General features: G+C 68.6%; 24 protein-coding genes. 9 read left to right on the top strand and 15 right to left on the bottom strand.

Translation table 11 applies throughout. From position 1 onward, the window contains the following. Positions 1–146: 146 nt before the first annotated feature. On the top strand, positions 147–497 hold the full coding sequence (locus tag ABZX92_RS36300; protein WP_109636178.1) for an MmcQ/YjbR family DNA-binding protein: 351 nt from the start codon (positions 147–149) through the stop codon (positions 495–497). On the opposite strand, the gene ABZX92_RS36295 is transcribed toward ABZX92_RS36300, so the two are convergent. Both ABZX92_RS36295 and ABZX92_RS36290 read right to left on the bottom strand, forming a co-directional pair. Continuing rightward, positions 494–1414, bottom strand: coding sequence for a hypothetical protein (locus ABZX92_RS36295; protein ID WP_355569807.1), 921 nt, complete (start codon positions 1412–1414; stop codon positions 494–496). The genes ABZX92_RS36300 and ABZX92_RS36295 overlap by 4 nt on opposite strands. Before the next feature lie 71 nt (positions 1415–1485). Next, positions 1486–2343 carry an MBL fold metallo-hydrolase gene (locus ABZX92_RS36290; RefSeq protein WP_355569804.1) on the bottom strand — a complete coding sequence of 286 codons (858 nt, stop codon included), beginning with the start codon at positions 2341–2343 and terminating at the stop codon, positions 1486–1488. 82 nt (positions 2344–2425) lie between these two features. Here ABZX92_RS36290 and ABZX92_RS36285 point away from each other — a divergent pair, with 82 nt between their 5' ends. The 3 genes from ABZX92_RS36285 to ABZX92_RS36275 all read left to right on the top strand — a co-directional run bounded on the left by ABZX92_RS36285 (position 2426) and on the right by ABZX92_RS36275 (position 5269). After that, the gene (locus ABZX92_RS36285) at positions 2426–3253 is read left to right on the top strand and encodes a LysR family transcriptional regulator (RefSeq protein ID WP_355569802.1); all 828 of its coding nucleotides are present in this window, start codon (positions 2426–2428) and stop codon (positions 3251–3253) included. Between the two features lie 73 nt (positions 3254–3326). Next, positions 3327–4718 (top strand): fatty acid desaturase, encoded by a 1392-nt coding sequence (locus tag ABZX92_RS36280; protein WP_355569799.1) that lies wholly within the window; start codon positions 3327–3329, stop codon positions 4716–4718. Continuing rightward, positions 4715–5269, top strand: a complete 555-nt coding sequence (locus ABZX92_RS36275; protein WP_355569796.1) for a TetR/AcrR family transcriptional regulator — start codon at positions 4715–4717, stop codon at positions 5267–5269. Before ABZX92_RS36280 ends, ABZX92_RS36275 begins: the two co-directional genes overlap by 4 nt. Here ABZX92_RS36275 and ABZX92_RS36270 read toward each other — a convergent pair. Continuing rightward, complete coding sequence (locus tag ABZX92_RS36270) at positions 5258–5668, bottom strand: MarR family transcriptional regulator (protein ID WP_355569794.1); 411 nt, start codon at positions 5666–5668, stop codon at positions 5258–5260. The genes ABZX92_RS36275 and ABZX92_RS36270 overlap by 12 nt on opposite strands. A gap of 56 nt (positions 5669–5724) precedes the next feature. Between ABZX92_RS36270 and ABZX92_RS36265 the strand changes: the two genes are divergently transcribed. Further along, positions 5725–6372, top strand: coding sequence for an alpha/beta hydrolase (locus ABZX92_RS36265; protein WP_355569792.1), 648 nt, complete (start codon positions 5725–5727; stop codon positions 6370–6372). Here the strand turns inward: ABZX92_RS36265 and ABZX92_RS36260 are convergent. The 3 genes from ABZX92_RS36260 to ABZX92_RS36250 are packed head-to-tail and all read right to left on the bottom strand — an operon-like array spanning position 6369 to position 8440. Further along, positions 6369–6761 (bottom strand): hypothetical protein, encoded by a 393-nt coding sequence (locus ABZX92_RS36260; protein ID WP_355569790.1) that lies wholly within the window; start codon positions 6759–6761, stop codon positions 6369–6371. The two genes, ABZX92_RS36265 and ABZX92_RS36260, sit on opposite strands and share 4 nt — an antisense overlap. Before the next feature lie 42 nt (positions 6762–6803). Beyond that, positions 6804–7454 (bottom strand): ABC transporter ATP-binding protein, encoded by a 651-nt coding sequence (locus tag ABZX92_RS36255; RefSeq protein WP_355569787.1) that lies wholly within the window; start codon positions 7452–7454, stop codon positions 6804–6806. Beyond that, positions 7451–8440 (bottom strand): FtsX-like permease family protein, encoded by a 990-nt coding sequence (locus tag ABZX92_RS36250; RefSeq protein WP_355569810.1) that lies wholly within the window; start codon positions 8438–8440, stop codon positions 7451–7453. Before ABZX92_RS36250 ends, ABZX92_RS36255 begins: the two co-directional genes overlap by 4 nt. Positions 8441–8599: 159 nt before the next feature. Between ABZX92_RS36250 and ABZX92_RS36245 the strand changes: the two genes are divergently transcribed. Continuing rightward, on the top strand, positions 8600–9784 hold the full coding sequence (locus ABZX92_RS36245) for a sensor histidine kinase (protein ID WP_355569784.1): 1185 nt from the start codon (positions 8600–8602) through the stop codon (positions 9782–9784). After that, complete coding sequence (locus ABZX92_RS36240) at positions 9781–10419, top strand: response regulator transcription factor (RefSeq protein WP_355569781.1); 639 nt, start codon at positions 9781–9783, stop codon at positions 10417–10419. The genes ABZX92_RS36245 and ABZX92_RS36240 overlap by 4 nt, the downstream gene beginning before the upstream one ends. 1 nt (position 10420) lies before the next feature. Here ABZX92_RS36240 and ABZX92_RS36235 read toward each other — a convergent pair whose 3' ends face one another. After that, positions 10421–12106, bottom strand: a complete 1686-nt coding sequence (locus ABZX92_RS36235) for a hypothetical protein (RefSeq protein ID WP_355569779.1) — start codon at positions 12104–12106, stop codon at positions 10421–10423. A 72-nt stretch (positions 12107–12178) separates the two neighbouring features. After that, entirely contained in the window at positions 12179–12709 is a 531-nt protein-coding gene (locus ABZX92_RS36230; protein ID WP_355569776.1) for a class I SAM-dependent methyltransferase, read from the bottom strand. A 67-nt stretch (positions 12710–12776) separates the two neighbouring features. Here ABZX92_RS36230 and ABZX92_RS36225 point away from each other — a divergent pair, with 67 nt between their 5' ends. Both ABZX92_RS36225 and ABZX92_RS36220 read left to right on the top strand, forming a co-directional pair. Continuing rightward, positions 12777–13952: an SGNH/GDSL hydrolase family protein gene (locus tag ABZX92_RS36225; protein ID WP_355569773.1), complete on the top strand. Its 1176-nt coding sequence runs from the start codon at positions 12777–12779 to the stop codon at positions 13950–13952. A 152-nt stretch (positions 13953–14104) separates the two neighbouring features. Beyond that, positions 14105–14662: a DUF4232 domain-containing protein gene (locus ABZX92_RS36220; RefSeq protein WP_355569770.1), complete on the top strand. Its 558-nt coding sequence runs from the start codon at positions 14105–14107 to the stop codon at positions 14660–14662. Here the strand turns inward: ABZX92_RS36220 and ABZX92_RS36215 are convergent. From ABZX92_RS36215 to ABZX92_RS36185, 7 genes are all read right to left on the bottom strand, one after another. Then, positions 14659–15588, bottom strand: a complete 930-nt coding sequence (locus ABZX92_RS36215; RefSeq protein ID WP_355569768.1) for a hypothetical protein — start codon at positions 15586–15588, stop codon at positions 14659–14661. The genes ABZX92_RS36220 and ABZX92_RS36215 overlap by 4 nt on opposite strands. Then, complete coding sequence (locus tag ABZX92_RS36210; protein ID WP_355569766.1) at positions 15588–17657, bottom strand: PQQ-dependent sugar dehydrogenase; 2070 nt, start codon at positions 17655–17657, stop codon at positions 15588–15590. The genes ABZX92_RS36215 and ABZX92_RS36210 overlap by 1 nt, the downstream gene beginning before the upstream one ends. Positions 17658–17761: 104 nt before the next feature. After that, the gene (locus ABZX92_RS36205) at positions 17762–18700 is read right to left on the bottom strand and encodes a LamG-like jellyroll fold domain-containing protein (RefSeq protein WP_355569763.1); all 939 of its coding nucleotides are present in this window, start codon (positions 18698–18700) and stop codon (positions 17762–17764) included. Then, positions 18700–20730 (bottom strand): PQQ-dependent sugar dehydrogenase, encoded by a 2031-nt coding sequence (locus tag ABZX92_RS36200; protein WP_355569760.1) that lies wholly within the window; start codon positions 20728–20730, stop codon positions 18700–18702. The genes ABZX92_RS36205 and ABZX92_RS36200 overlap by 1 nt, the downstream gene beginning before the upstream one ends. A 101-nt stretch (positions 20731–20831) precedes the next feature. After that, positions 20832–21278 (bottom strand): hypothetical protein, encoded by a 447-nt coding sequence (locus tag ABZX92_RS36195; protein WP_355569757.1) that lies wholly within the window; start codon positions 21276–21278, stop codon positions 20832–20834. Next, complete coding sequence (locus ABZX92_RS36190; RefSeq protein WP_355569755.1) at positions 21257–22585, bottom strand: toll/interleukin-1 receptor domain-containing protein; 1329 nt, start codon at positions 22583–22585, stop codon at positions 21257–21259. Before ABZX92_RS36190 ends, ABZX92_RS36195 begins: the two co-directional genes overlap by 22 nt. 4 nt (positions 22586–22589) lie before the next feature. Continuing rightward, positions 22590–22844 (bottom strand): hypothetical protein, encoded by a 255-nt coding sequence (locus ABZX92_RS36185; RefSeq protein WP_355569752.1) that lies wholly within the window; start codon positions 22842–22844, stop codon positions 22590–22592. Positions 22845–22919: the final 75 nt, after the last annotated feature.

The following is a 22919-nucleotide window of genomic DNA, read 5'->3' as shown; positions in this document are numbered from 1 at the left end:
ATGAAAACCATGGCGTGCGGCTCATCCCCGTACGCATAACTGCACAGCAGTGCCAGATATCCGGCGTCGATCGACCTGATCGGTTCCGACGAGCACGGTCGGGCGAAGTACCTGCACAACGGCGCCGCGGCGTACAGGATTGCCTGATGGTCACCGTCGCCGACATCCGTGCCGTGGCATTGTCGTTGCCGCGCACCACCGAACATCTCATCCGCGACCGCGTGAAGTTCCGCGTGGGCCAGATCGTCTACGCGGCCCTGTCCCGCGACGAGACCGTGCTGGGCTTCGGCTATCCGCGCGAGGAACGCGAGGCCCTGGTGGCGAGCGACCCGGTGAAGTTCGCCTTCCCCAGCCAGTCCGACATGCGGTTCCAGTGGGTGCACGCGTCGATGGCCGAGCTCGACGTCGAGGAGATGACCGAGCTCGTCATCGGCGCTTGGACCATGTGCGTGCCCAAGAAGGTCATCCGCGCCCACCTCGGTGAGGACTATCTTTAGTCAACACTGAAGCTATAGAGCAGACCGTCACGCAGTTCGGCGAAGACGCCGTCGCGATGGGCGATCGGGCGAAACCCCTCCAGCACGCCGAACGGCAGTTCACGCTCGGGATCCCACCCCTCCAACCCGGTCGCGCCGCTCACGTACAACGCGCCGTCGTGCGCCCACATCGGCCCCGTCACGCCGGGCAGCAGCGCCATCGGTGGCTCGTCCGGTTCGCCGAGCTGCAGCACGTTGTAGATCTCGATGCCGTCGCCCTCGAAGTAGCGGTCGTCAGTCCGTTGGATCGCCACGATTCCCGGCAACGGCCAGGCGACGGGCTGGTCCCACGGATAGTCGCGGAACGCCAGGAAGGTGCCCTCCGGGTCGCCGCCGGTCCGCAGCCACTCGTCGACGTCGACGACCGCGGGCGCGCCATCGGGATGCCACACCCAGCGGTGGTCCACGAACCACCGGCCGCACGGGCTTGCGGTCAGCCTCCCGTGGTACTCGGAGAAGTCCGTCTCCCGCTCGGTCAGCACGGCGCCGGTGCCGAGGTCGATCACGTCGAGCCGGCAGACGTCCGTGGCGGCGACCACGCGATCACCGGGCAGGAACGCGATCGGGAACGGGGTGGTCGTCGCCGTGTGGACGTGGTCGCGGTCCAGGCTCAGCACCACCTCGCCGGACGCGAGGTCGACCACTACGCCCAAGTTGCCGTAGTCGTTCACCACAGCCGCATATCGGCCGTCCGGTGAGGTGTGCAGCGCCGGGACCGCGTCCCGCCACGCCTCGTCGCCGTAGTCCTCGACCACCAGCGGAGACGGGCAGACGAATCCCGCGTTGAGTGCGACGAGCCCGTCCGCGGTCCGCGCCAGCCAGTCTCCCGGCAGCGGAGCGAGGCATCGATCGCTGAGAAGTTCAACATCCCACGGCACGCTTTGCCGTGTACCAAAACCATTCATGACCTCACGAGAGTGAGGCGCGGGCCGGCAACCCGTAAAGCGATTTATTCAGCGCACAGACAGCCGACGCCGCGCTCGATCCACTCCTGACCGGTCCACTCGGGGTGCCGTTCGACCAGCACCGCCTGCACCTCGGCCACCACGTCCGGGGAGTCGCGCCGGCGCCAGGTCTCGTCGCGGAGCTCGCGCAGGTAGTCCCGGACACCGCCCAGCACCTCAAGACCACCGGCGGTTCCGTGCCCCGGCACGACGATCCGGGGCGCGGCGGCGATCAGCCGGTCCAGCACGGCGATCCACGCCACCCCGGACACGTCGGTGTCGTGCGGCGGGAACCACGGGAAGATCGCGAACTGCCCGGTCTCCGCGAGGTCGCCGGTGAACAGCACACCCGCGTCCGGCACCTCGATCACCTGATCTCCCAACGTGTGCCCGCGCCCGGTCGGCCGCAACACGACGGAACGGCCGCCGAGATCGAGCGTGTGCACCCCGTCGAACACGAAGTCCGGCACCGGCACTTCGCAACCCGCCAACCTGGAAGCAATCGCACCACCGAAGCCGCGGAACATCTCCAGATAACCGGATCCCTTGCGCCGCAAGTCATCCGCCTGAGCCCGGTTCACCACGTACGAACCGGAGAACACCGAAGCCCCGAACGCGTGCTCGGGATGGAAGTGCGTCGTGGTCAGGTAGATCCGCCGCCCCCGGGCCACCTCGACAGCGAACTCCAAGACGCCGGAAGCGTTCTCAACCCCAAGTCCCGTGTCCACCACGAGAACAGCGTCCGCGCCGCCGATCACCCCGATGTTCGGCACCAGGCCAACACCGGAATTCGGAATCACCACAACATCAGGAGCGACCTCGACAGCGCCGGAGACCTGGACGACAGGGTCAGGAAGGTTCATGCCCCCACTCCACCGCCACACCCCGCCGCGCGTCCAAGACCAAGAACGCAGGCCCGATACCCGGCGAGTATCGTGCCTGCTCATGGAGCTGCGAACCCTGCGCTACTTCGTCGCGGTCGCCGAGGAGCGCCACTTCGGCCGAGCCGCCCAGCGCCTGCACATGAGCCAGCCACCGCTGAGCCGCGCGATCAGGCAGCTCGAAACCGGCCTCGGCACCACGCTGCTGCACCGCTCCCCCGCCGGCGTCACGCTCACCGAGTCCGGCCACACCCTCCTGCGCGAGGCGAAAGCCTTGCTGGAGCACGCGGATCGCATCAAAGCCACCCTCGCGAAGACGACCATCACCGTGGGCATCCTCGGCGACAACAGCGCCGCCGAACTCGCGAAAGCCTTCCGGGACAAGCATCCCGACGTCGAGATCCGCATCCGCGAGGCCGACCTGACCGACCCCACGTGCGGTCTGCGCACCAACCAGGTCGACATCGCCCTGACGCGCGGCCCGTTCGACACGAACGGCCTCAAAACCCTGGTGCTGCGCCAAGATCCGATCGGCGCGGTCCTGCGAGCGGACGACCCGCTCGCGAACAAGACCCACCTCACCACGGACGACCTGGACGACCGCGTCTGGTTCCAGTTCCCCGAAGGCACCGACGAGATCTGGCAGAGCTTCTGGAACGGCGGCAAACCCAGGCAGGGCCCCACGGTCCGCGCGGTGCAGGAGTGCGTCCAGTCCGTGCTCTGGAACGGCACGGTCGGCCTGGCCCCACTCGGCCACGACCTCGGCAGCGAGCTCAGAGTCGTCGCGATCCAGGACCTGCCACCCAGTCCTGTCGTGCTCGCGTGGACCAAGAACGACGCCCTGACCAGGGCGTTCGTCGAGACGGCGACCCAGGTGTACCGATCCACCTGACTTTACAACTAGCGCCCTCTTGTCAAACCCGTTTTACATCTCATACGGTTTTGTAAAACGGGAGGAGCGCGCGATGACAGGCACCGTGACACCTGGGTCGACCGAGCAGTGGAAGGACGGCAAACGCTACCTGTGGCTGATCGGCCTGGTGGTCCCGTCGCTCGCGTTCGTGGCGCTGGGCATGCACGCGCTGACCGGCTGGGGCGTCTGGCTGTGGACCGGCCCGATCGTCGTGCTCCTCATCGTCCCGGCCATCGACCTCCTGACGGGCCTGGACCGCTCCAACCCGCCCGACGAGCTGATCGAGGCGCTGGAGCAGGACCGCTACTACCGCTGGATCACGTTCCTGTTCCTGCCCATCCAGTACGCGGGTTTCGCCGCCGCTTTCTACGTGATCGCCACCGGTGATCTGTCCGTTGTGGACAAGATCGGGCTCGCGGTGTCGATCGGTGCCATCGGCGGCATCGGCATCAACACCGCGCACGAGCTGGGGCACAAGAAGGAGAGCCACGAGCGCTGGCTGTCCAAGATCGCGCTGGCGCAGAGCTTCTACGGCCACTTCTACATCGAGCACAACCGCGGCCACCACGTCCGGGTCGCGACACCGGAGGATCCCGCCAGCGCACGGGTCGGCGAGAGCTTCTACCGGTTCTGGCCGCGCACGGTCGCCGGCTCGGTGAAAAGCGCGTGGCGGCTGGAGAAGAAGCGCTATGCCCGGCGCGACCGGCACCCGTACCGCATCGGCAACGACGTGCTCAACGCGTGGCTGATGTCCGCGGTGCTGTGGGGCGCGATGATCTGGTGGCTGGGCTGGGGAATCCTGCCGTACCTGGTGCTGCAGGCGATCATCGGCTTCTCGTTGCTGGAAGTCGTGAACTACATGGAGCACTACGGCATGCTGCGGCAGAAGGCCGGGATTCCCGGCCGCGTCCGGTACGAGCGGGTGAACCCCAGCTACAGCTGGAACTCCAACAACATCGCCACGAACGTCCTGCTGTACCACCTGCAGCGGCACAGCGACCACCACGCGAACCCGGTGCGGCGCTACCAGACCCTGCGCGACTTCGAGGAGTCGCCGGTGCTGCCGACCGGTTACGCGGGCATGATCCTGCTCGCGCTGGTGCCGCCGGTGTGGCGCCGCGTCATGGATCCGCGCGTGCTCGGCCACTTCCACGGCGACATCGGCCTCGCGAACATCCACCCGCCGAAGCGCGCGAAGGTCCTGGCGCGCTACCCGCAGCCGAACACGCCGCACCACACCGCGCGGGAGACCATCACCACGCTCGACGGGGATGCCGCCGGTGGCCGTTGTCCTGGCTGCGGTTACGTTTACGACGCCGCGGTCGGCGCACCTCGCGAGGGGTTCCCGGCCGGAACGCCGTGGTCGGCCGTGCCCGACTCGTGGTGCTGCCCCGACTGCGGGGTGCGGGAAAAGGTCGACTTCGTCTCCATCGGAGCCACATGACACTGCGCGACGACATCGTGAAGGTGACCGCCAGGCTCATCACCGAGCAGGGCTGGCAGGCGGTCACCATGTCGCGGCTGGCGGCCGAGCTGAACGTCAGCCGCCAGACCGTCTACAACGAGGTCGGCGCCAAACCCCGGCTCGCGGAGGCGGTCGTGCTCACAGAGCTCGACCGCTTCCTCACCGTGGTGACCGATGCGTTCGACCAGCACCCCGCCGACGTGCTCAAAGCGATCCACGCCGCCGTCCGGAACGTGCTGGAACTGGCGCGCGACAACGCGTTGCTGCACGCCGTGGTGTCCGCGACGCACGGCGCGAACACCGAACTGCTGCCGTTGCTCACCACCCACACCGACGGCCTGCTGGACGCGGCCAAGTCCGTGGTGGCGCGGTGTTTGAAGACCTACGAGCTGAGCTTGAAGCCTCGGGAGCTCGACATCGCGGTCGACCTGATCGTCCGGCACGTGCTCAGCCACGTGATGCAGCCGTCGAACGAACCGAAGAAGACCGCCGACGCCGTGACGTGGGCAGCCGAGAAGCTACTGGCCTAGTGCCGCGTCCAGCAGGTCGCCCAGCTGGTCGAGTTGCGCGGCCGACAGCGCGCCGAACGACTTCTCGGTGATCGCGTCGACCAGCTCCTGCCCCTCGGCCCGCAGCCGGGCACCCTCGTCGGTGAGCTGGTGGCGCACCGCACGGCCGGGCCCGGCGATCCGCTCGATCAGGCCGCGCTCGGCCATCCGCACCGCCAGCGAGCCGAACGACTGGTCGGTCTGGAACGTCAGCACCGCGAGGTCGTGCAGCGACGCGTCCGGCTTCCGGTGCAGGTGGCGCAGGGTGTCCCACTGCACGAGCGAGAGGCCGAGCGGGGCCAGGGCCTGGCTCAGCGCGCGGTGGTGGCGGTGTTGCAGGCGCTTCACGGCGAGCGCGACGTCGGGGGCACGGTGCTTCACAAGTGGCGAGCTTACCCATCTTGCTTAGATAAGCATCCTTATCTAAGGTTCCTTACATGACCTACTTGTTGCTGCACGGCGGCGGTGGTGCCGCCACGATGACGAAGTTCGCTGACCTGCTGGCCGAGCGTGCCGAGGTGCTGACGCCCGTTCATCCCGGGTTCGGCGGCACGCCGAAGCCCGCGTCACTGACCGGAGTGGCCTCGCTGGCCCAGTACTACGTCGAGATGCTGGAGGAGCGCGGGCTCACCGGCGTGACCGTGCTGGGCAACTCGTTCGGCGGCTGGCTGGCCGCCGAGATCGCGCTGCTCAGCAGTCCGCGGGTGAGTCGCGCGGTGATCGTCAACGGGATCGGCGTCGAGGTCGCGGGCCATCCCGTGACCGACATCAGCGGGTTCACGCTCGCCGAGATCCAGGCGCACTCGTGGCACGACCCGGCCAAGGCGCCGGCGGGACCGAGCCCGGACGTGCGCGCGTTGATCGGCTACACCGGGCCGTCGATGTCCGATCCGACGCTGCTCGGGCGGCTCGCGGACGTGCGGATTCCCGTGGACGTGCTGTGGGGAGAGAGCGACCGGATCGTCGACCCCGAGTACGGCAAGGCCTACGCCGCCGCGATTCCGGGGTCGACGTTCACGCTGCTCCCCCGCACCGGCCACCTGCCTCAGCTGGAGACCCCGGAAGAGCTGCTCGCCGCTCTCTAGAAGTGATCGCCGCTGGTCAGCTCGTGCTCGATGGCGTCGGCGCGGGCGACCAGGAGGGTGAGCGGCCGCTCGAACTCCTCGCGGATGCTCAGGTCCTCCAGCGGTGCCGTGTGCTTGAGCAGCGCGAGCCCGTCCACTACCGCGGCGCCACCGATCTCCGGCGCCCCGGCCAGCTCCAGGAAGCGGCGCAGGTCCACGTCGTCCGCGCGGCCGACGGGCGAGGAGATCTCCACCCACGCCTGGCCGTCCGTGTCGGGCAGGTGGTGCACCGAGACCTGCTGCGTCCGGTCGCCCGAGGTCTCCAGGCGGAACCGCAACCACTCGTCGGTCTCCTCCAGCACCTCGTGCCGGACCCGGACATAGTTGATCACTTCGGTCCACGACGTCACGCGGCACACCGTAGCGTCCGCGACCGCGCCACACCGGGATCTTCACGCCGGTCGCAGCCTCCCGTCATGAATCGTGACCACGGCGTCAGCTTCTGTTAGATGGCTGCGGTCGTGCGTCACGAGGACAGTGGCCGTCTGCTGCTCACGGGTGAGCGTCGTGATGAGGTCGATGATCGCGGCGCCGCGCTCGTGGTCCAGGGCGCTCGTGGGTTCGTCGACGAGCAGGACGGCGGGTTCGTTCATCAGCGCGCGAGCGATGTTCACGCGTTGCCGCTGGCCGCCGGAGAGCTGGTGCGGTCGTCGTTCCGCCTGGTCCGCGAGGCCGACTTTCTCCAGCAGATCGAGAGCCTTGTGCCGGTTTCGGGGTGCCATGACCTGCAGTTGCTCGGCGGCTGTGAGCGCGGGCAGCAGGTTGGGTTGCTGGAAGACGATGCCGATGCGGTGGCGGCGCATCTCGCTGAGCTCGCTCTTGGTGAGGCTCCTGGTCGGGGTGCCGTCGACGGTGACGGTGCCGTCGTCGGGCGTGACGAGGGTGGCGGCGACGGCGAGGAGGCTGGACTTGCCGGAACCCGACGGGCCGATCACCGCCGTCGTGGTGCGCCGGGGGACGTGGAGGTCGACCTCGTCGAGCGCGGTCAGCCTGCCGTCGCCGTCCGGGTAGGTGAGGGTGATGCTCTTGAGGGTGAGGCTCATCGGACGCTCCCGAGCGCGGTCAGCGGGTCGACGGTCACGACGCGGCGCACGGCCAGCGCGGCACCGAGCGCCCCGAGCAGGACGGTGGTGGCGGCCGGGGTGAGGACGGTGGCCGGTTCGAGCAGGAACGGCACGGAGTCGTCCATCGCGAGCCCGATCGTGGCGGCGAGCGCGGTGCCGATGGCGGTGCCGGTGACCAGCAGGACGAGGGCTTGGCCCAGGGCGTCTGCGAGCAGCGTGGCCGTGGAGGTGCCGAGCGCTTTGAGGACGGCGATGTCGGCGCTGCGCTGGATGGTCCAGACGGTGAAGAACGCGCCGATGACGAGTGCGGAGATCACGAACAGGAAGCCGCGCATCAGTTGCAGCGAGCCGTTTTCCGACCGGTAGGAGCCGATGGCCTGGAGTGAGCCGGCTTTGGTGACGGTGCGGGTGCCCGCTTTGGCGTCTGCCGCTTTGATGTCGGCGTTCTCGGTTTGGAGAGCGATCACGGTCGCCGGGGTGGTGAGGCTCGCCCACACGACCGGGGTGTGGCTGAAGTAGGCGTCGCCCTTGATGGCCGTGACGGTCAGGGTCCTGCCCGCGACGGCGATCTTGTCGCCTGGTTCGACTTCGAGTTCTTTGGCGGCCGGTGCGGAGAGCGTCACCGAGTGCTCGTCGACGTTCTTCGTGCCGAAGACCGTGACCGCTGTGCTCCGGTTGCCCGCCGCGGCCTTGGTCGTGCTGATGCTGAGCGGTTCGGCCAGCACGCCTGGAGTGGCGGCCCAGATCGCCTGCTGCTCCTCGGTGACGGCGGAGTCCGAATAGGACGGTCCGCCGAACGCGATGTGGTCGGCGGGCAGGTCGGTGATCGCGGACACGTTCTGCCGTTGCAGCCCCGCGGTCAGCCCGGACAACAGGCCGACCAGCAGGGTGATGAGCACGATCACGCCGCCCATCAGGGCGAAGCGACCCTTGGCGAACCTCAGGTCTCGCAGTGCGACGAACACTTCGGTGCCTTTCGCTGTGGGAACGTTGCCCACTGTCGTCGGCGGGTGCCCGTCCCACATCTGCCGCCGGACAGGATCCGTGGCGTCCGAAGAGGACACCCGAGGTTGTGTCTTTCGACAGAGGCCGGCTCCGCGCGTTGTACCTATGCTGGGAACACTGTGGACACGCTCACTCCGACCAGCCGCGTGCTGACCTGGTGCCTGCACCTGCTGGTCATCGGCCTGCTGACCCTCGCAGCAGTGAAGGCCGCGACCCCGGCCGTGGTTCTGGTCGCCCTCGTCCTGGCGCTCGTGTACGCGACCGGCCCTTTGCTGGTGCGCACCTCCCGCCGGGCAGCCCTGTGGTCGGCCGCTCTCGGCGTCGCGTGGGTGGTGTTGCTGGTCCTGACCGCTGATGCCGTGTGGCTCGCATTCCCGTTGTACTTCCTGCAACTCCACCTGCTGCCCCGCCGCGCGGGCCTCACCTCGGTGGTGGCGACCGCGGCCATGGCGATCACCGGCTTCTCCGCCCACGCCGGCACGTTCACCCCGGCCGTGGCCATCGGCCCGGCCCTGGGAGCCGCCGTGGCCGTCGCCGTCGTGTGGGGCTACCAGGCCCTCTACCGCGAGAGCGAACGCCGCCGCGCTCTGGTCGAAGAGCTCGTCTCCACCCGCGCCTCACTGGCTCAGGCCCAGCACAGCGCCGGCGTGCTGGCCGAACGCGAACGCCTGGCGAGCGAGATCCACGACACTCTCGCCCAGGGCCTTTCCAGCATCCAGCTCCTGCTGGTCGCCGCCTCACGCGCCCTGCCGGCGGACCCTTCGAAGGCCGCGGGCTACGTGGACCAGGCGCGCCGCTGCGCCGTCGACAACCTGGCCGAGGCCCGCCGCTTCGTGGCCGCCCTCGCCCCGCCCGCGCTCGACGGATCTTCGTTGGCCGACGCGCTGGAACGCCTGTGCGCCACCACCTCGGCCCAGCACCCGGTGATCGTCCGCTTCCACCTGACCGGCGACCCGTCACCGCTCCCCGCCTCGTTCGAGGCGGCCCTGCTCCGCATCGCCCAGTCGGCCTTGGCCAACACGGTCCGCCACGCCCGTGCCGGGTCTGCCGACGTGACGCTCAGCTACCTGGGCGACCAGGTGGCGGTGGACGTGGTGGACGACGGCACCGGCTTCACCCCGGCCGCCTCGCACACGGGCTTCGGCCTGCCCTCCATGCGCACCCGCGCCGAGTCGCTGGGCGGCACGTTCGCCGTGGAAAGCGCCCCAGGCCGAGGCACCGCCCTGGCCGCACGCCTCCCGCTGGCCACTACCGAGGACGTGCCCGTGCACACGACACGCTTCCCCACCGAGGACATCCGGTGACCGAACCCATCCGCCTGCTCCTCGCCGACGACCACCCGATCGTCCGCGCCGGCCTGCGCGCCGTGCTCGAAACCGAGCCCGGCCTGGTCGTGGTCGCCGAAGCCGAGACCGCGGAGGCCGCCGTCGCCCGTGCCGCCGAGGGTGACGTCGACGTCGTCCTCATGGACCTGCGCTTCAAGGGCGGCATGACCGGCGCCGAGGCCACCGCGGCCATCACCAACGCGCCCGGTGCGCCGCGGGTCGTGATCATCACGACCTACGACACCGACGCCGACACCGTGCCCGCCATCGAGGCCGGCGCCACCGGGTACCTGCTCAAGGACGCGCCGCCCGAGGAGCTGGCCGCCGCCGTCCGCAAAGCAGCGGCCGGGCACACCGCGCTCGCGCCCGCCGTCGCCGACCGGCTGGTGAGCCGGTTGCGCACGCCGGGCACCGGGCTGACCCGGCGCGAGGTCGAGGTTCTCGCGCACGTCGCGGACGGGCTGTCCAACCAGGCGATCGGCGCGCGGCTGCACCTCACCGAAGGCACGGTGAAGTCGCACCTGGCCCGCATCTACACGAAGCTCGGCGTCGGTTCGCGCACGGCAGCCGTCGCCGAAGCCACCGAGCGCGGCATCATCGGCTCGCGCCGGTGAGCTACCGGGCGTAACCCCAAAGCGTGCGGCTCGCGGCGTCCTCCAGGCCGGTGAAGCCCTCGTTCGGCACCAGCTCGTCCTCGCCGAAGTCGATGTCGGTGTCGTCCGCGGTGCCGCCGATGTCGTCCGCACCGACGGCGAACATCGCGCGAGGGTTGCCGCCCTGGTCCATCAACGTGTCGTGCGCGTTGAACTGGTCCTGGTGCCACGACCCGGACAGGTGCCCCAGCTCGTGCGCCGCGACGTTGCCGAGTGCACGGCCGACGAACCGGATCTTGTCGCTCCCCGGACCGAGGTAGGTGTTCAACGAGACCGGCGAACCCGCAGGCCCGCTGAGCAGATCGAGCTGGACCATCGCGGTTTCCTCGTGCCCGAAGTTGCCGGGGTCGATGGTCTGCGCGATCGCCACGGTCTCCACGCCGGACTCGGCGATCGTGCCGCCGATCACCACCCGGCTGACGTCCCGGCGCCCCCACGGATCGGCGTGATCACGGCTGTTGAGCAGCCGAACACCGAAATGACCGTGCAGCGCCAGGTTTTCCCGGATCGTGTCGACCGCGGCGGACACGACCGCGCTCTCGTCCTTTGTGGACAGGCCCCAGGCCGTCAGGAACCGGGACAGCGGCGAGAGCTGCTTCTCCCCCGGCGAACCCCACACCGACGTGTCGACGAGAGCGCCGTCGAAGTCCACGAACACCGTCTGCGAAGCCTTCTCGCTGCCAGGCCGGAACGCCTTGACGGTCAACGCGTACTGACCAGCTCCGTCCTCGACCCCGACGTAGTAACGACCGTCGCGCGGCGCCACGAAGTCCGCGACCGCGTTGCCACCGCCGGGCAACGGGCTCTCCTTCGGGTACACACCGGAGAAGTCCTGCTGCGAGCCCATCACGAGACGCCCGCGGCTGTCGTGCACCGCGACCCGGCGCGCCGCGCCCACCACCGACGCGCCGAGCACGTCACCGGCCTTCAGCTCGACCCCGAAGAAGTCCTTGTCTCCCTGGCCTTCCCCAGAAGCGAGCGTCAGTTCGTAGGAACCGGAAGTGTTCTGCGCGCCGGAAACGCGCACGAAGTAGTCAGCACCGACCACGAGCGGGACTTCGAGCCGGGCGTCCGTGCTCACGCCGACCGTGTCGTTGGACGCGATCTCCTTGCCGGAAGCGTCGAAAACCGTCAGCACGGTGTCGAGATCACTGCCGTCCGTGCGAGTCGCGACCGAGGTGACCCCAGCACCGCGCAACCGGTAGAAGTCCTGGTCCGCACCGGAAATCCTGCCCACGGTGCGAAGAGCACGATGCGCGGTGCCGACCCCGGTTGCGCTCGCGGTCGCTTGCGTGTCATTGGGTTCCGCGAGCTCCGGAACCACCGGCATCGTCGGATCCGCGAGCAACGACCCGGTGAACAGGGCACTGCGCCGGAAGCCGGTGACCTCCGCCGTCCACGGGCTGTCGTTGCGACCGCGCACCGAAGCAGGTTCCCGTTCGGCGTAGCTGTACGAGGGCGAAGAGGAACTGAGCACCCGCGCGCGAGTCCGAGCCTCCCGCGCCCGGGACGCCTTCGCGAGATCCGCCCGGACGGGATCCGCCAGAAAAGCCAGCACCGGATCCGGCGAGATCGGCGCCGGTGCCGCGACGGCGGTCTGCCCGCTCAGCACCAGCGCGACGACGGCGACTGCTCCCAGTAAACGCATGCATCCCCCTGCCGAGTAGATCAACCAGACCTACACCGTCAGCAGGAGGCAAGACCAGAGGTTCTGGCCGAATCAGGACAGGTGGACCGACACGGCGTAGTTCCCGTTCCGGAACTCCTCCCGGTCCCACGTCGCGAACCGCTCGACCAGCCGGAGCCCGGCCGCGGCGCACTGCGCGTCGTACTCCTCGACCGTGTACCCGCGATCGAGGCTGAACCCCGCGACCAGCACCTTCCCGACGTGCCGCGCCACCCCGGCGACCAACGCGCCCTGCGTCCCCGGCTCGGTGAACAGCGGGACGTTGCCCGCCATCACCACGACGTCGAACGTGCGTCCCAGATCGAGCAACGCCAGGTCGGACCGCACCCACGTGATGTCCGGCGCGGCCTCCCGGGCCACCGCCAGCATCGACGGGTCGAGATCCGCCCCGACCACCTCGATGCCGTGCCGGGCCAGCTCGATCGCCACTCGCCCGGTGCCACACCCGGCGTCCAGCACCGACGACGGCGCATGAGCACGTACGAACGCGGCCTCGCCGTGCACGTCCATCCCCGACTCGGCGAGCGAGTCGAACCTGCGCTGGTACTCAGCCCCGTTCCACACAACCCGAACAATAGACCCGAAGATCGGCGGATACCGGGCGTGCGAAAGCGCTGCCAAGGTCGAGTGCATGACGCGCTTTCTGCTGGCAGTGGCGTTGTTCGTGGCAGCGGCCTCGCCCGCCCAGGCCGCACCGGCGAGATGGGTCGGCACCTGGGCCACCGCGCCCTCCTCGGCCGTCCCCGGAACGGACAACGGCTACCCGAACTTCTCGCTGCGCAACATCGTGCACGTCAGCGCGGGCGGCAAGGAGATCCGCGTCCGCCTCTCCAACGCCTACGGCCGCACACCGCTCCAGTTCGGCGCGGTGACCGTGGCCCGCGCGGCCGGCCCGGACACCCCGACGGCGTTGCCCGGCACCATGCGCACCCTCACGTTCGGCGGCTCCAGGTCCATCACCGCCCCGCCCGGCTCCGACGTCATCAGCGACGGCGTGCGGCTCACCGTCCCGGCCGACTCGGACCTCCTGGTCAGCGTCTTCACCCCGTCCCCAGGCGGCCCGGTGACGCACCACAGCCTCACCATGCAGAACTCGTACTTCACCCGCGACGGCAACCGCACGTCCGACGAGTCCGGCGCCGCCTACATCGAACGCACCACCGCCTGGCACTACGTCTCGGGAGTCGACGTCCGCACCACGACGTTGCGAGGCAGCGTCGTCGCGCTCGGCGACTCGATCACCGACGGCGCCAACTCGACCTGGGGCGCGAACCTCCGCTGGCCCGACCAGCTCGCCGACCGCGTCAACACCCGCCTGGGCGTCCTCAACGCCGGCATCAGCGGCAACAGGCTGCTCCTCGACGGCGACTGGGCGGGCCCGAACGCGTTGTCCCGGCTGAACCGCGACGTCCTCACCCAGACCGGCGTCCGCTCGGTCATCGTCTTCGAGGGCATCAACGACATCCAGCAGACCCCGCACGAGACCGACCCGGCCAAGATCATCGCGGCGCTGCGGCAGATCGCCCAGCGCGCGCACGACCGCGGCCTGCGCGTGATCGGCGCGACCATCACCCCGTTCAAGGGCTGGAACAGCTACACCGACGAGCTGGAAGCCGTGCGCCAGGCCGTGAACACGTTCATCCGCGGCAGCCAGGACTTCGACGCGATCGTCGACTTCGACGCGGTGATCCGCGACCCGTCCGACCCGCGGCGCATCCGGCCGGACTACGACCAGGGCGACCACCTGCACCCCGGCGACAAGGGCTTCGAGGCGATGGCGAAGGCGGTGAAGATCGCCACGCTCTAGATCATGCCGTGGAACGCGCGGGCCGCCCGGACGTCTCTGCTCAATGAGCACCGGAATCCACCACCCGATCGGGCGGCGGAGGTTTACCGGGCTCTCGTCCGAGACATTCGATGGTGATCAATGCGATTCACCTGGTGCTAAGGGGTCAGTGCATGCGTGTCACGATTCTCGCCGCCGTTCTCGCGGTGGCCGCCACGGCCTGCGGGACGTCGACGCAGACTCCGGCTGCACAGAGCGAGTCACCCTCCCCGACCAGCACCGGACCCACCGCCGGCAGCGACAAGCAGAAGCCCGCGGTGGACGTGAAGCTGACCATGCAGGGCAAGCCCGGCCTGGGCCTGCTGGCCGCGACGAACCAGGGCAAGGCCCCGATCACCTTCCAGGGCTGGCCGAAGCTCGCGTTCACCAACCCCGCGAACCAGCCCGCCGCCATCCCGGTGGAGCAGAAGCTGGTGCCCGGCGAGGGGCCGTCGATCACGCTGCAGCCTGGGCAGACGGCCTTCGCGGGCGTGCTGCTCGACGTGGACGACGACGCCAACTCGTTCGCCATCAACGAGATGACCGCCGAGCTGCCGGGCCTGGTGCCGGCGAAGGTGACGTTCATCGGCACGGACGGCCAGCCGATCGCCGACCTCAGCAAGCTCAAGGTGAGCGAAGCAAAGGTCGGCACGATGCAGCCGGTCACGCAGGGCGTGCTGATCTTCGACTAGCCCTTCATCCAGTGGTACTGCAGGTGCACCTCCCACGGCTTCGCGACGCGGTCGAGGAACATCAGGCTGTCCATCCGGCAGTTGCAGGCGTTGCCCTCGCGGTTGTTCTGCGGATAGCTGCCGCCGATCTTGATGCCGCGCGGGTCGGTGGCCGTGGCCAGATCCGGCTCCGGTGCGCCCTCCAGCTTCCACGGATCGCCCGCGACGACGTACTTGCCGTCGATCGGCTTTCCGTTGCGGTACAGCACCATCGCGCCGGTGTCGAAGTCGAACGTCGCCGCGAGGAACACCCATTCGTTCTGCGGCAACAACTTCTGCCAGTCCTCAGCAGCCGCGAAGGTCTGGGACTCGCCGCCGTCGAGCCGACGGGCCAGCGCGACGAGCTTCAGCTGACCGTCCACCTGGATGAGTTCCAGCAAGGCACGCACGGTGTGGCCGTTGGAGTCGCCGGTGAGCACGCCCGCGAGGCCGATCGCGCCGTAGAAGTCGGCGGGGTTGGCCGAGTTCGAGTTCGGGGCCGGGTTCTGGCCCGTCATCTTCACCCAGCCCATGATCGACGCCTCGCGCGCGCCGTTGAACGCGCGGAGTGACGGCACGCCGGTTTCGCTGTAGAGGCCCGCCTTCCAGTCGTCGTTGCCGGCGACCGTCGGGTTGACCTGCTTGAGCTGCAAGGAGTTTCGGCTGCGCCAGAACGCGCCGTCCCTCACGCGCATGTCACCGCCGCCGTTGATCAGCGACAGCGTGGTGCCCGAGCGGCCGCTGTCCTGTTCCAGTGCCGAGTTGGCGCGCACCGGGTGTTCGAAGTCGTAGTACGACACCAGGTTGCGGGACAGGGTGGGCAGCACCGTGCCGAACGTGGCTTGAGCCGGTGCGGCCAGACCCACGAAGAACAACGTGGCCACACCGAGAACGAGCAGTCGTCTCATCACCGCACTCCCTTGCCCTGCACGCGAAGGTCGCGCAGCCTGCCGATGTTGTCGAACGAGCCGAAGCCGACACGCCCAGAAGCAAACGTCTTGTCCACGGCCGTCATCAACGGGTACGGCGAGCCGTCCACGTACACGGCGATTTCGCCGGTATCAGCACACTGTCTGACCCGCACGCGATGCCAGGCCGTGTCCTTCACCGCCGGTGCGGCGCCGACGGAACGCGCGGCGTCCCACTGATGATCGAGGCGCAGCCGGTCCGCGTTGTTCACGACGAAAATGCCGTTGTGCGGGTAGATCGTGTTGTCGGACGAGAGATGTGCGTAGTAGAACTCGGTGTCCGACTTGTAGCCGAACACGATGATCACGTCCCGGTTGGACTCGGACACCGGTGTGTCGAGCCGCACGGTGGCGTCGATCTGCACCGAGCCGAACGCAGGCCCCTTCTTCAGCACGGCGTACTCAAAGGGACGCCTGGGACCAGGGCGTGCGACACCCGGTTGGGCCAGCACGACTTCACGGCCGGGGAACTGCCACAACGCGGGCGTCACGGGCTCCCACGACCGAGACCCAGCGGCGCCGTGAACAAAATCGTGACCGGTGCGGCAGGAGGCGAAGGTGCGAGCACCCGTCACCTTCCAGATCTTGCCGTTCGCCTTGGCCAGCACGTAGAGCTCACCGGCGGCGTCCCGGCCGAAGCGCAGGTCCACTCGGTTCGGGTCGTTGACCAGCGCCTTCATCGTGGTCAGCTGACCACCCACGTACACCATCATCTCGCGAGTGGCGGCCATCGGCTCGCCGGTGCGCATCTCGCGTTCCTCGGCGTAGTAGATGAGCCCCTTCACGCCCTCGCCGTAGATGTACTTGCCGCGCAACGCAGGGATCTTCGACCCGCGGTAGACGAAGCCTCCCATCAAGGCGTTGCCGCTGTCGGCACACGGCCGCGACGAAGCGAGCCGGTTGTGGTCGAACGCGGTCACGGGATAGGTGTAGCCGTACTTGGCGTCGTCGGCGGGCAGCGGGAACACGCCGCAGGACGGGTCGTTCTTCTTGTACGCCCAGAAGCCCTCGCGTTCGCTCCACCCCAGGTTGGCGCCCTTGCGGACCTCGTACACCGAGTCGACGGCCTTCTCGCCGATGTGCCCCAGGAACATCTTGTGCGAACCGCCGGAGTCCCAGCTGAAGCGGTACGGATCGCGCATGCCGTACGCGTAGATCTCGCCCAGAGCTCCCGCACGAGCAACGAACGGGTTCGAGCGCGGAATGCCGTACTGCCCGTTCACGCCGTTCTTGCCGGCCGGGTCGATGCGCAGGATCTTGCCCTGCGGCAGCCCCAAGTCCTGCGGCACCGTGGTGGTCAGGCCGATGCCGCCGTCGCCCGACGCGATGTAGAGCAGGTTGTGGTCCTCGTCCCACCAGTGCGCGTTCGGGTTGAAGCCGATCTCCTGGAATCCGTGGATGAACGACGCGTAGCCGACGCGCAGGATCTCGCGGTGCGTGCCCGCGAACAGATCGGCCTTCGGATCCGCGGCCGTCCACTCGGTGATCACGCCTTGGACCTGCATGTCCGCGGGTGACGGCAGGTCGGGCTTCTTCGTCGTGAGCGCGGACCCGGTCTCGGTGTGCACGGTGTAGAACTTGCCGTTGCGCTTGAAGTTCGGGTGGAACGTGGCGAACCCGAAGCCGCTGCCCAGACCCTTGTGGTTGTGGAAGTCAGGGCCCACCACGGCACCGAGGTCCAGGTAGGCGTGCTGGACGCCGTGGTCGAGCAGGTAGAGCTTGCCGTTCATGTCCGGCACGAAGAGCCGCCCGGAACCGTCGGGCACCTCGCCGAGGTAGTTGATCCTGTTGTAGCGGCGCAACCGGGCGTCGGTCGGCGGCGGGACCGGTTTCGACTCCGGCAGCTGCGCGACCTCGGTCAGCTCCAGGCCGATGCCCGAGGCACCGGGCGTGGGCAACGGATCGGCGATCGGCGCATCCGATTGAGCCGATGCGTATGGCGCGAACAGCAGAAACAACCCCGCGAGCACGAATGTTGTGACAGCCAGGCGTGACAACCGTCTGTACATCCCCACCACCCTGTGGGCCAGGCCGTGGCAGCACGGCAGCGGAAAGCGCTTTCCATCGCGGCGGCCACCGGAATCTACCTAGCTGACAGGGTGGTTACAACCCCTCACCTCCGACCTTTGGTGACCCAGTCGTACTGTCCGCGCACCTCGTCGGCCGTCAGGGCGCGGTCCAGGAACATGAGCCCGTCCAGACGACAGTTGCAGGCGTTGGTTTCCTTGTTGTTCGCCGGATGACTGCCACCGATCTTGATTCCACGCGGGTTCGCCGCGGACGTCACATCCGGCTCAGGTGCTCCGATGACCTTCCACGGGTCGCCCTTGACCGCGTAGGCGCCCTCGACCGGCTTGCCGTCGAGGTAGAGCCCCACCGTGCCGTTGTCGAAGTCGAAGGTGCCGGCCAGGAACACCCACTTCCCCTGCGGCAGCAACGTCTTCAGGTCGGCCTTGGACACCCAGAACTGCTTGTCGCCGCCGTCGAGCCGCCGTCCCAGCGCGATCAGCTTCATCCCGCCGTCGTGGTTCTCCGCTTCCAGCAACGCCCGCGCCGCGTGGCCGTCGGAGTCGCCGGACAGAATCCCCGCGAACCCGATGGCTCCGTAGAAATCACCCGTGCCGGACGAGTTCGAGTTCCGCGCCGGCGCCTCACCGGTGACCTTCACCCACGTCATGATCGACATGCTGCGCGCCTTGCTGAACGCCTTCATCGACGCGACACCGGACGTGCTGTAGAGGCCGGCCTTCCAGTCGTCGTTGCTCTTCTTGTTCGGCTGCACCTGCTTGAGCTGCAACGACGTCTTCGAGCCCGGGAAGGCGCCGTCCGCGGTGCGCATCGCCGCGCCGCCGTTGATCAACGAGATCGGCGTGCGCGAGTCGGCCCGGCCCTGGTCGTCCTCCTTCTTCGGGTCACTGGCCAGCGGGTGCTCGAAGTCGTAGTGGTTGACAACCGCGGACGCGATGCCGGGGAACACCTCCGAAGGCGGATCGGCCTGTGCCGGTGCCGCCATCGCCAGCACCAGGCAGAGTCCCGGCAGAGCTTTCCTCATCATTGAGCCTTTCCGCTGATCCGAAGGTCGGCCACGCGGCCGATGTTGTCGAACGAACCGAACCCGACCCGTCCCGACTTCAGAGCGGTGCTGGTCGCGGTCATCAACGGCTGCGAGGAGCCGTCCACGTACACCGCGATCACGCCGGTGTCGGTGCAGTGCGTGATGCGGACCTTGTGCCACTTCATGTCCGTCACGGCGGGCGGCGCGCCGACCGAGCCGTTCCACTGGTCGTCGATGCGCAGCCGGTCGGCGTTGTCGACGAGGAAGATCCCGTTGTGCGGATAGATCTTGTTGTCCGACGACAGATGCGCGTAGTAGAACCGCGTGTCCGACTGGTATCCGAACACGATCACCACGTCGCGATCTTTCTGCGAGACAGGCGTGTCCAGCCGCACCTGGGCGTCGATGGTCACGTTGCCGAACACCGGGCCCTTGGTGACGACCGCGTACTCGTTGGGCCGCCGCGGACCAGGCCTGGCCGAACCGGCCTTGGACAGCACCACTTCCGTGCCGGGGAAGCGCCAACGTGAAGGCGTGACCGGCTTCCAGTCCTTCGCCGAGGTGACCCCGCTGACGACATCGCTGCCCGGATCGCACGCTTCCAGCGTCTGGATCGTCCCGGTGACCTTCCAGATCTTGCCGTTCGCCTTGGCCAGCACGTAAAGCTCGCCGGCCGCGTCCGTGCCGAACCGCAGGTCGACACGGCTCTTGCCGGTCAACGTCTTCAAAGTGGTGCGCTTGCCCGCCGAGTCGTACACCGCGAGCTCGAACGTCTTCGCGATCGGCGCACCGGCCTGCATGTCCTTCTCGTCCGCGAAGTACAGCAGCCCCTTGACGCCTTCGCCGTAGATGTACTTGCCCTGCAAGGAAGGAATCGCCGAGCCGCGGTACACGAAGCCGCCGATCAACGCGTTCCCGCTGTCCCCGCAACCACCGTTGGGACGGTTGTGGTCGAAGCCCGCGACCGGATAGGTGTAGCCGAACTTCGCGTCGTCGGCGGGCAACGGGTAGAGCTGGCACTTGGGATCGTTGCGGCGGTAGGTCAGGTGGCCCTCCCGTTGCCCCCAGCCCAGGTTCGCGCCCGATTTCACCTCGTAGACCGACTCGACGACCTTCTCGCCGATGTGCCCCAGGAACATCTTGTGCGTCCCGCCGGTGTCCCAGCTGAACCGGTACGGGTCGCGCATGCCGATCGCGTACAGCTCGGCCAGCGCACCGGGCTTGCCCAGGAACGGGTTCGACGGCGGAATCCCGTACTTCTTGTTGCCGCTGTTGGATCCCGCTGGATCGATGCGCAGGATCTTGCCCTGCGGCACCCTCACGTCCTGCGGCACGTCCGAGCGGTAGCCGATGCCGCCGTCCCCGGTCGCGAGGTACAACAGGCCGTCCGGGCCGAAGTCGATCTGCTGGAACCCGTGCAGGTACATCTCGAACCCGACCCGCAGCAGCTCACGCCGGGTGCCGGAGAACGTGACGGCCTTGGGATCGGTGGCCGTCCACTCGGTGATCACGCCGTGCACCACCGCGTTCGACGACGACGGCAGGTCCGGCTTGCGGTTCTTCAGCGCGTCCTTGGCCTCGGTGTGCGCGGTGTAGAACTTGCCGTTCGTCGCGAACTGCGGGTGGAACGCGACGAACCCGAACCCGCTGCCGAGCCCCTGGTGGTTGTGGAACGTGGAGCCGATCGCGGCCCGGACGTCGAGGTAGGTGCGCTGCCCGCTGCCGTCGCGGTTCAGCGTGTACAGCTTGCCGTTCATGTCCGGCACGAAGAAACGGCCGGAGCCGTCCGGGATCTCGCCGAGGTAGTTGATCCTGTTGTACTGCTTCAACCGGCTGTCCCCGGCGGCCGGCGTCGTCGACGACTGCGGCAGCCGCGCGATCTCCTGCAGCCGCACACCGATGCCGGACGGTGCGGGGGCGGGCAGGGGATCGGAGACGGGACCGGCTTGGGCAGCAGCCTGCGGCACCAGAGAAGCCGCGGTCAGAGCGAGCGCGGCGAAGACAACCGGGAGCGAGCGCCTGGACATCGCACCACCTCGTGGATCGGCTCTGGAAAGCGCTTACCACGCGGCGGCGTGCCAGACTTTACTCACGCGTGACGGGGCTCACAAGAGGCTGTCACGCCCAGTCACGCGCTGGCGGCGAAGTAGTAGCCCGCCGCCAGCACCAGTGCCGTCATCGGAATCGCGAAGGAGTAAACGGACGGCCGCACCGGCGGCGATGCCAGTACGACCTTCTGCTGGCGCTCGGGCGGCAGCCAGAGTCCGACGAGGACCTTCATGCGGCCGAGGAGCCCCACGAGCCCGAAGCCGAGCACGAAGAGGCGGTTGACCGGGGGTATGTGCGGGATCAGCGGCGCCGTGAAGGCCCACCCGACGAGCAACAACGCCGCCAGGATCGTTCTCGCTCCCCAGCCGCCGACCGCAACCGACCGGGTGGCCGTCCGGCGCACCAGGTTGACCACGACGAGAACGAGCAAGCCCGTCACGACCGCCAGCGGGAGGGCGGCTCCAGGCCCCCTCGCGACCGCCAGTCCGATCAGCGGAGCGCAGGTCAAGCCGAGCAGCAACCGCACGAACAGCAGGTAGTCGGTGATGTACAGGGCGCGCGGAACCGGTCGACGTTCATGGGCACGGTGACGACGCCGCGTTCGGCGGGCCGCGAGGTGACCACCACGCGCAGGAGCTCGTACAGCCCTTCCGGTTCCTGCTCGCGGAAGTCGAGCCACTGGTGGCGGCGCAGGTCGGCGTCGTCCTCCTCCAGTCGCAGGCTCGTCGCCAGCACGAACACCACGCGGTCGCCGAACACCTCACGCGCGCTGCGCAGAACCTGGTAGGGCGTGCGCGTGCTCACCACGACGAATGCCAGCCCAGGATCGGTCTCCTCCTGCGCGAACCCCGCCGCGTCACACATGCGTTTGACGAGCTGCGCGATGGGCAGGTCGTCCTCGTGGCACCACACCCAGTAGCTCGCCGCGGCACCGATACCGGGCGTGAGCTCCGCCAGCGCGACGAACTTCGGGTGGTAGGTGTTCCACAACCGGCCGAACCGGCGACCCCTGCTCAGCCGCACGCCTTTCAGGCGGCCCCGGATGCGGTCGTCACCGGCACCCGTCGGCATCTCCAGGTGCACGGTCCGGGAGCGCGACAGCAGCACGACCCCGGCGAACGCGACCACCCCGGCCGCGAGGAACGGCCACCTCGGGACTGGCGCGACCAACGTCTCGATCAGGGAGAACACCAACGCGAACAGGGTCGCGGAGAACCCCTCCCGCAACGACCCGGGCGACACGGTCCGTCTGGCCAGCCGCACCGCCAGGTAGACCAGTCCGCCCGCGCTCAGGGCGTTCGTGAGCGCCAGCGCGAAGGCCAGCCGGGCCATCCCGGCGTGCACCGGCACGTACTTCTGGCTGATCGCCCAGCCGTGCAGGGCGCCGAGCACCAGGACCGACGAGCAGAACACCAGCGACAGCCACAGCAGGCCCATCTGCGGCGAGAACGGTAACCGGCGTTTCGCACGCGGCACAGCTCCGTCCGCCAGGCGCTGGGCTTCGGCGAAGAACCTGCCGCGCAGGTCGTACCGCGACGTCAACTCCGGTGGCAGCCCGGTGTCGCGCACCAGCGCGGCGTGCACCGGTTTGCCCTGGGAGAGTGCGCGTTGCCACTCCCCCGTGACCCATTTCGACGCCATCGCGGCAGGTGACGCCACCACGACGACGGCATCGGCCTGGTCGATCGCGGCGTTGATCGCGGTCTCCCAGTCGGTGCGCGGCCGCAGCTGTTCGACGTCGAACCAGACCTGCACACCCCTGCTCGCGAGGACCGAGGTCAGCGCCTCGGCCGCGTGGAAGTCGCGGCGCGAGTAGCTGACGAAGATCTGCACCCGATCAATCGTGCCCTGTCACGGCCCCCAGCAGATCCCGAATGTGCGCGGTCGCCGTCGCGAACTCCGGCCGGGCCATCGTCGCGGAGTAGTCGCGCTCACCGGGCAAATCGACCTCGATGACCTCCTTGACCACCGCCGGCCGTTGCGTCAGCACGATCACCCGGTTCGCCAGGTACACCGACTCCGCGATCGAGTGCGTCACCAGCAGCACCGTCGTGCCGGTCTCCCGCCACACCCGGTGCAGCTCGACGTTCATCTGCCGACTCGCCGCGCCGACGGGAAGAACGTGGTCAGGTCACCGTTCCCGCCACGGACGAACGCACGGCTGATC

Source organism: Lentzea sp. NPDC006480 (assembly GCF_040611995.1).
Taxonomy (GTDB): Bacteria; Actinomycetota; Actinomycetes; order Mycobacteriales; family Pseudonocardiaceae; genus Lentzea.
This window is presented reverse-complemented; position numbering and strand designations above follow the sequence as displayed.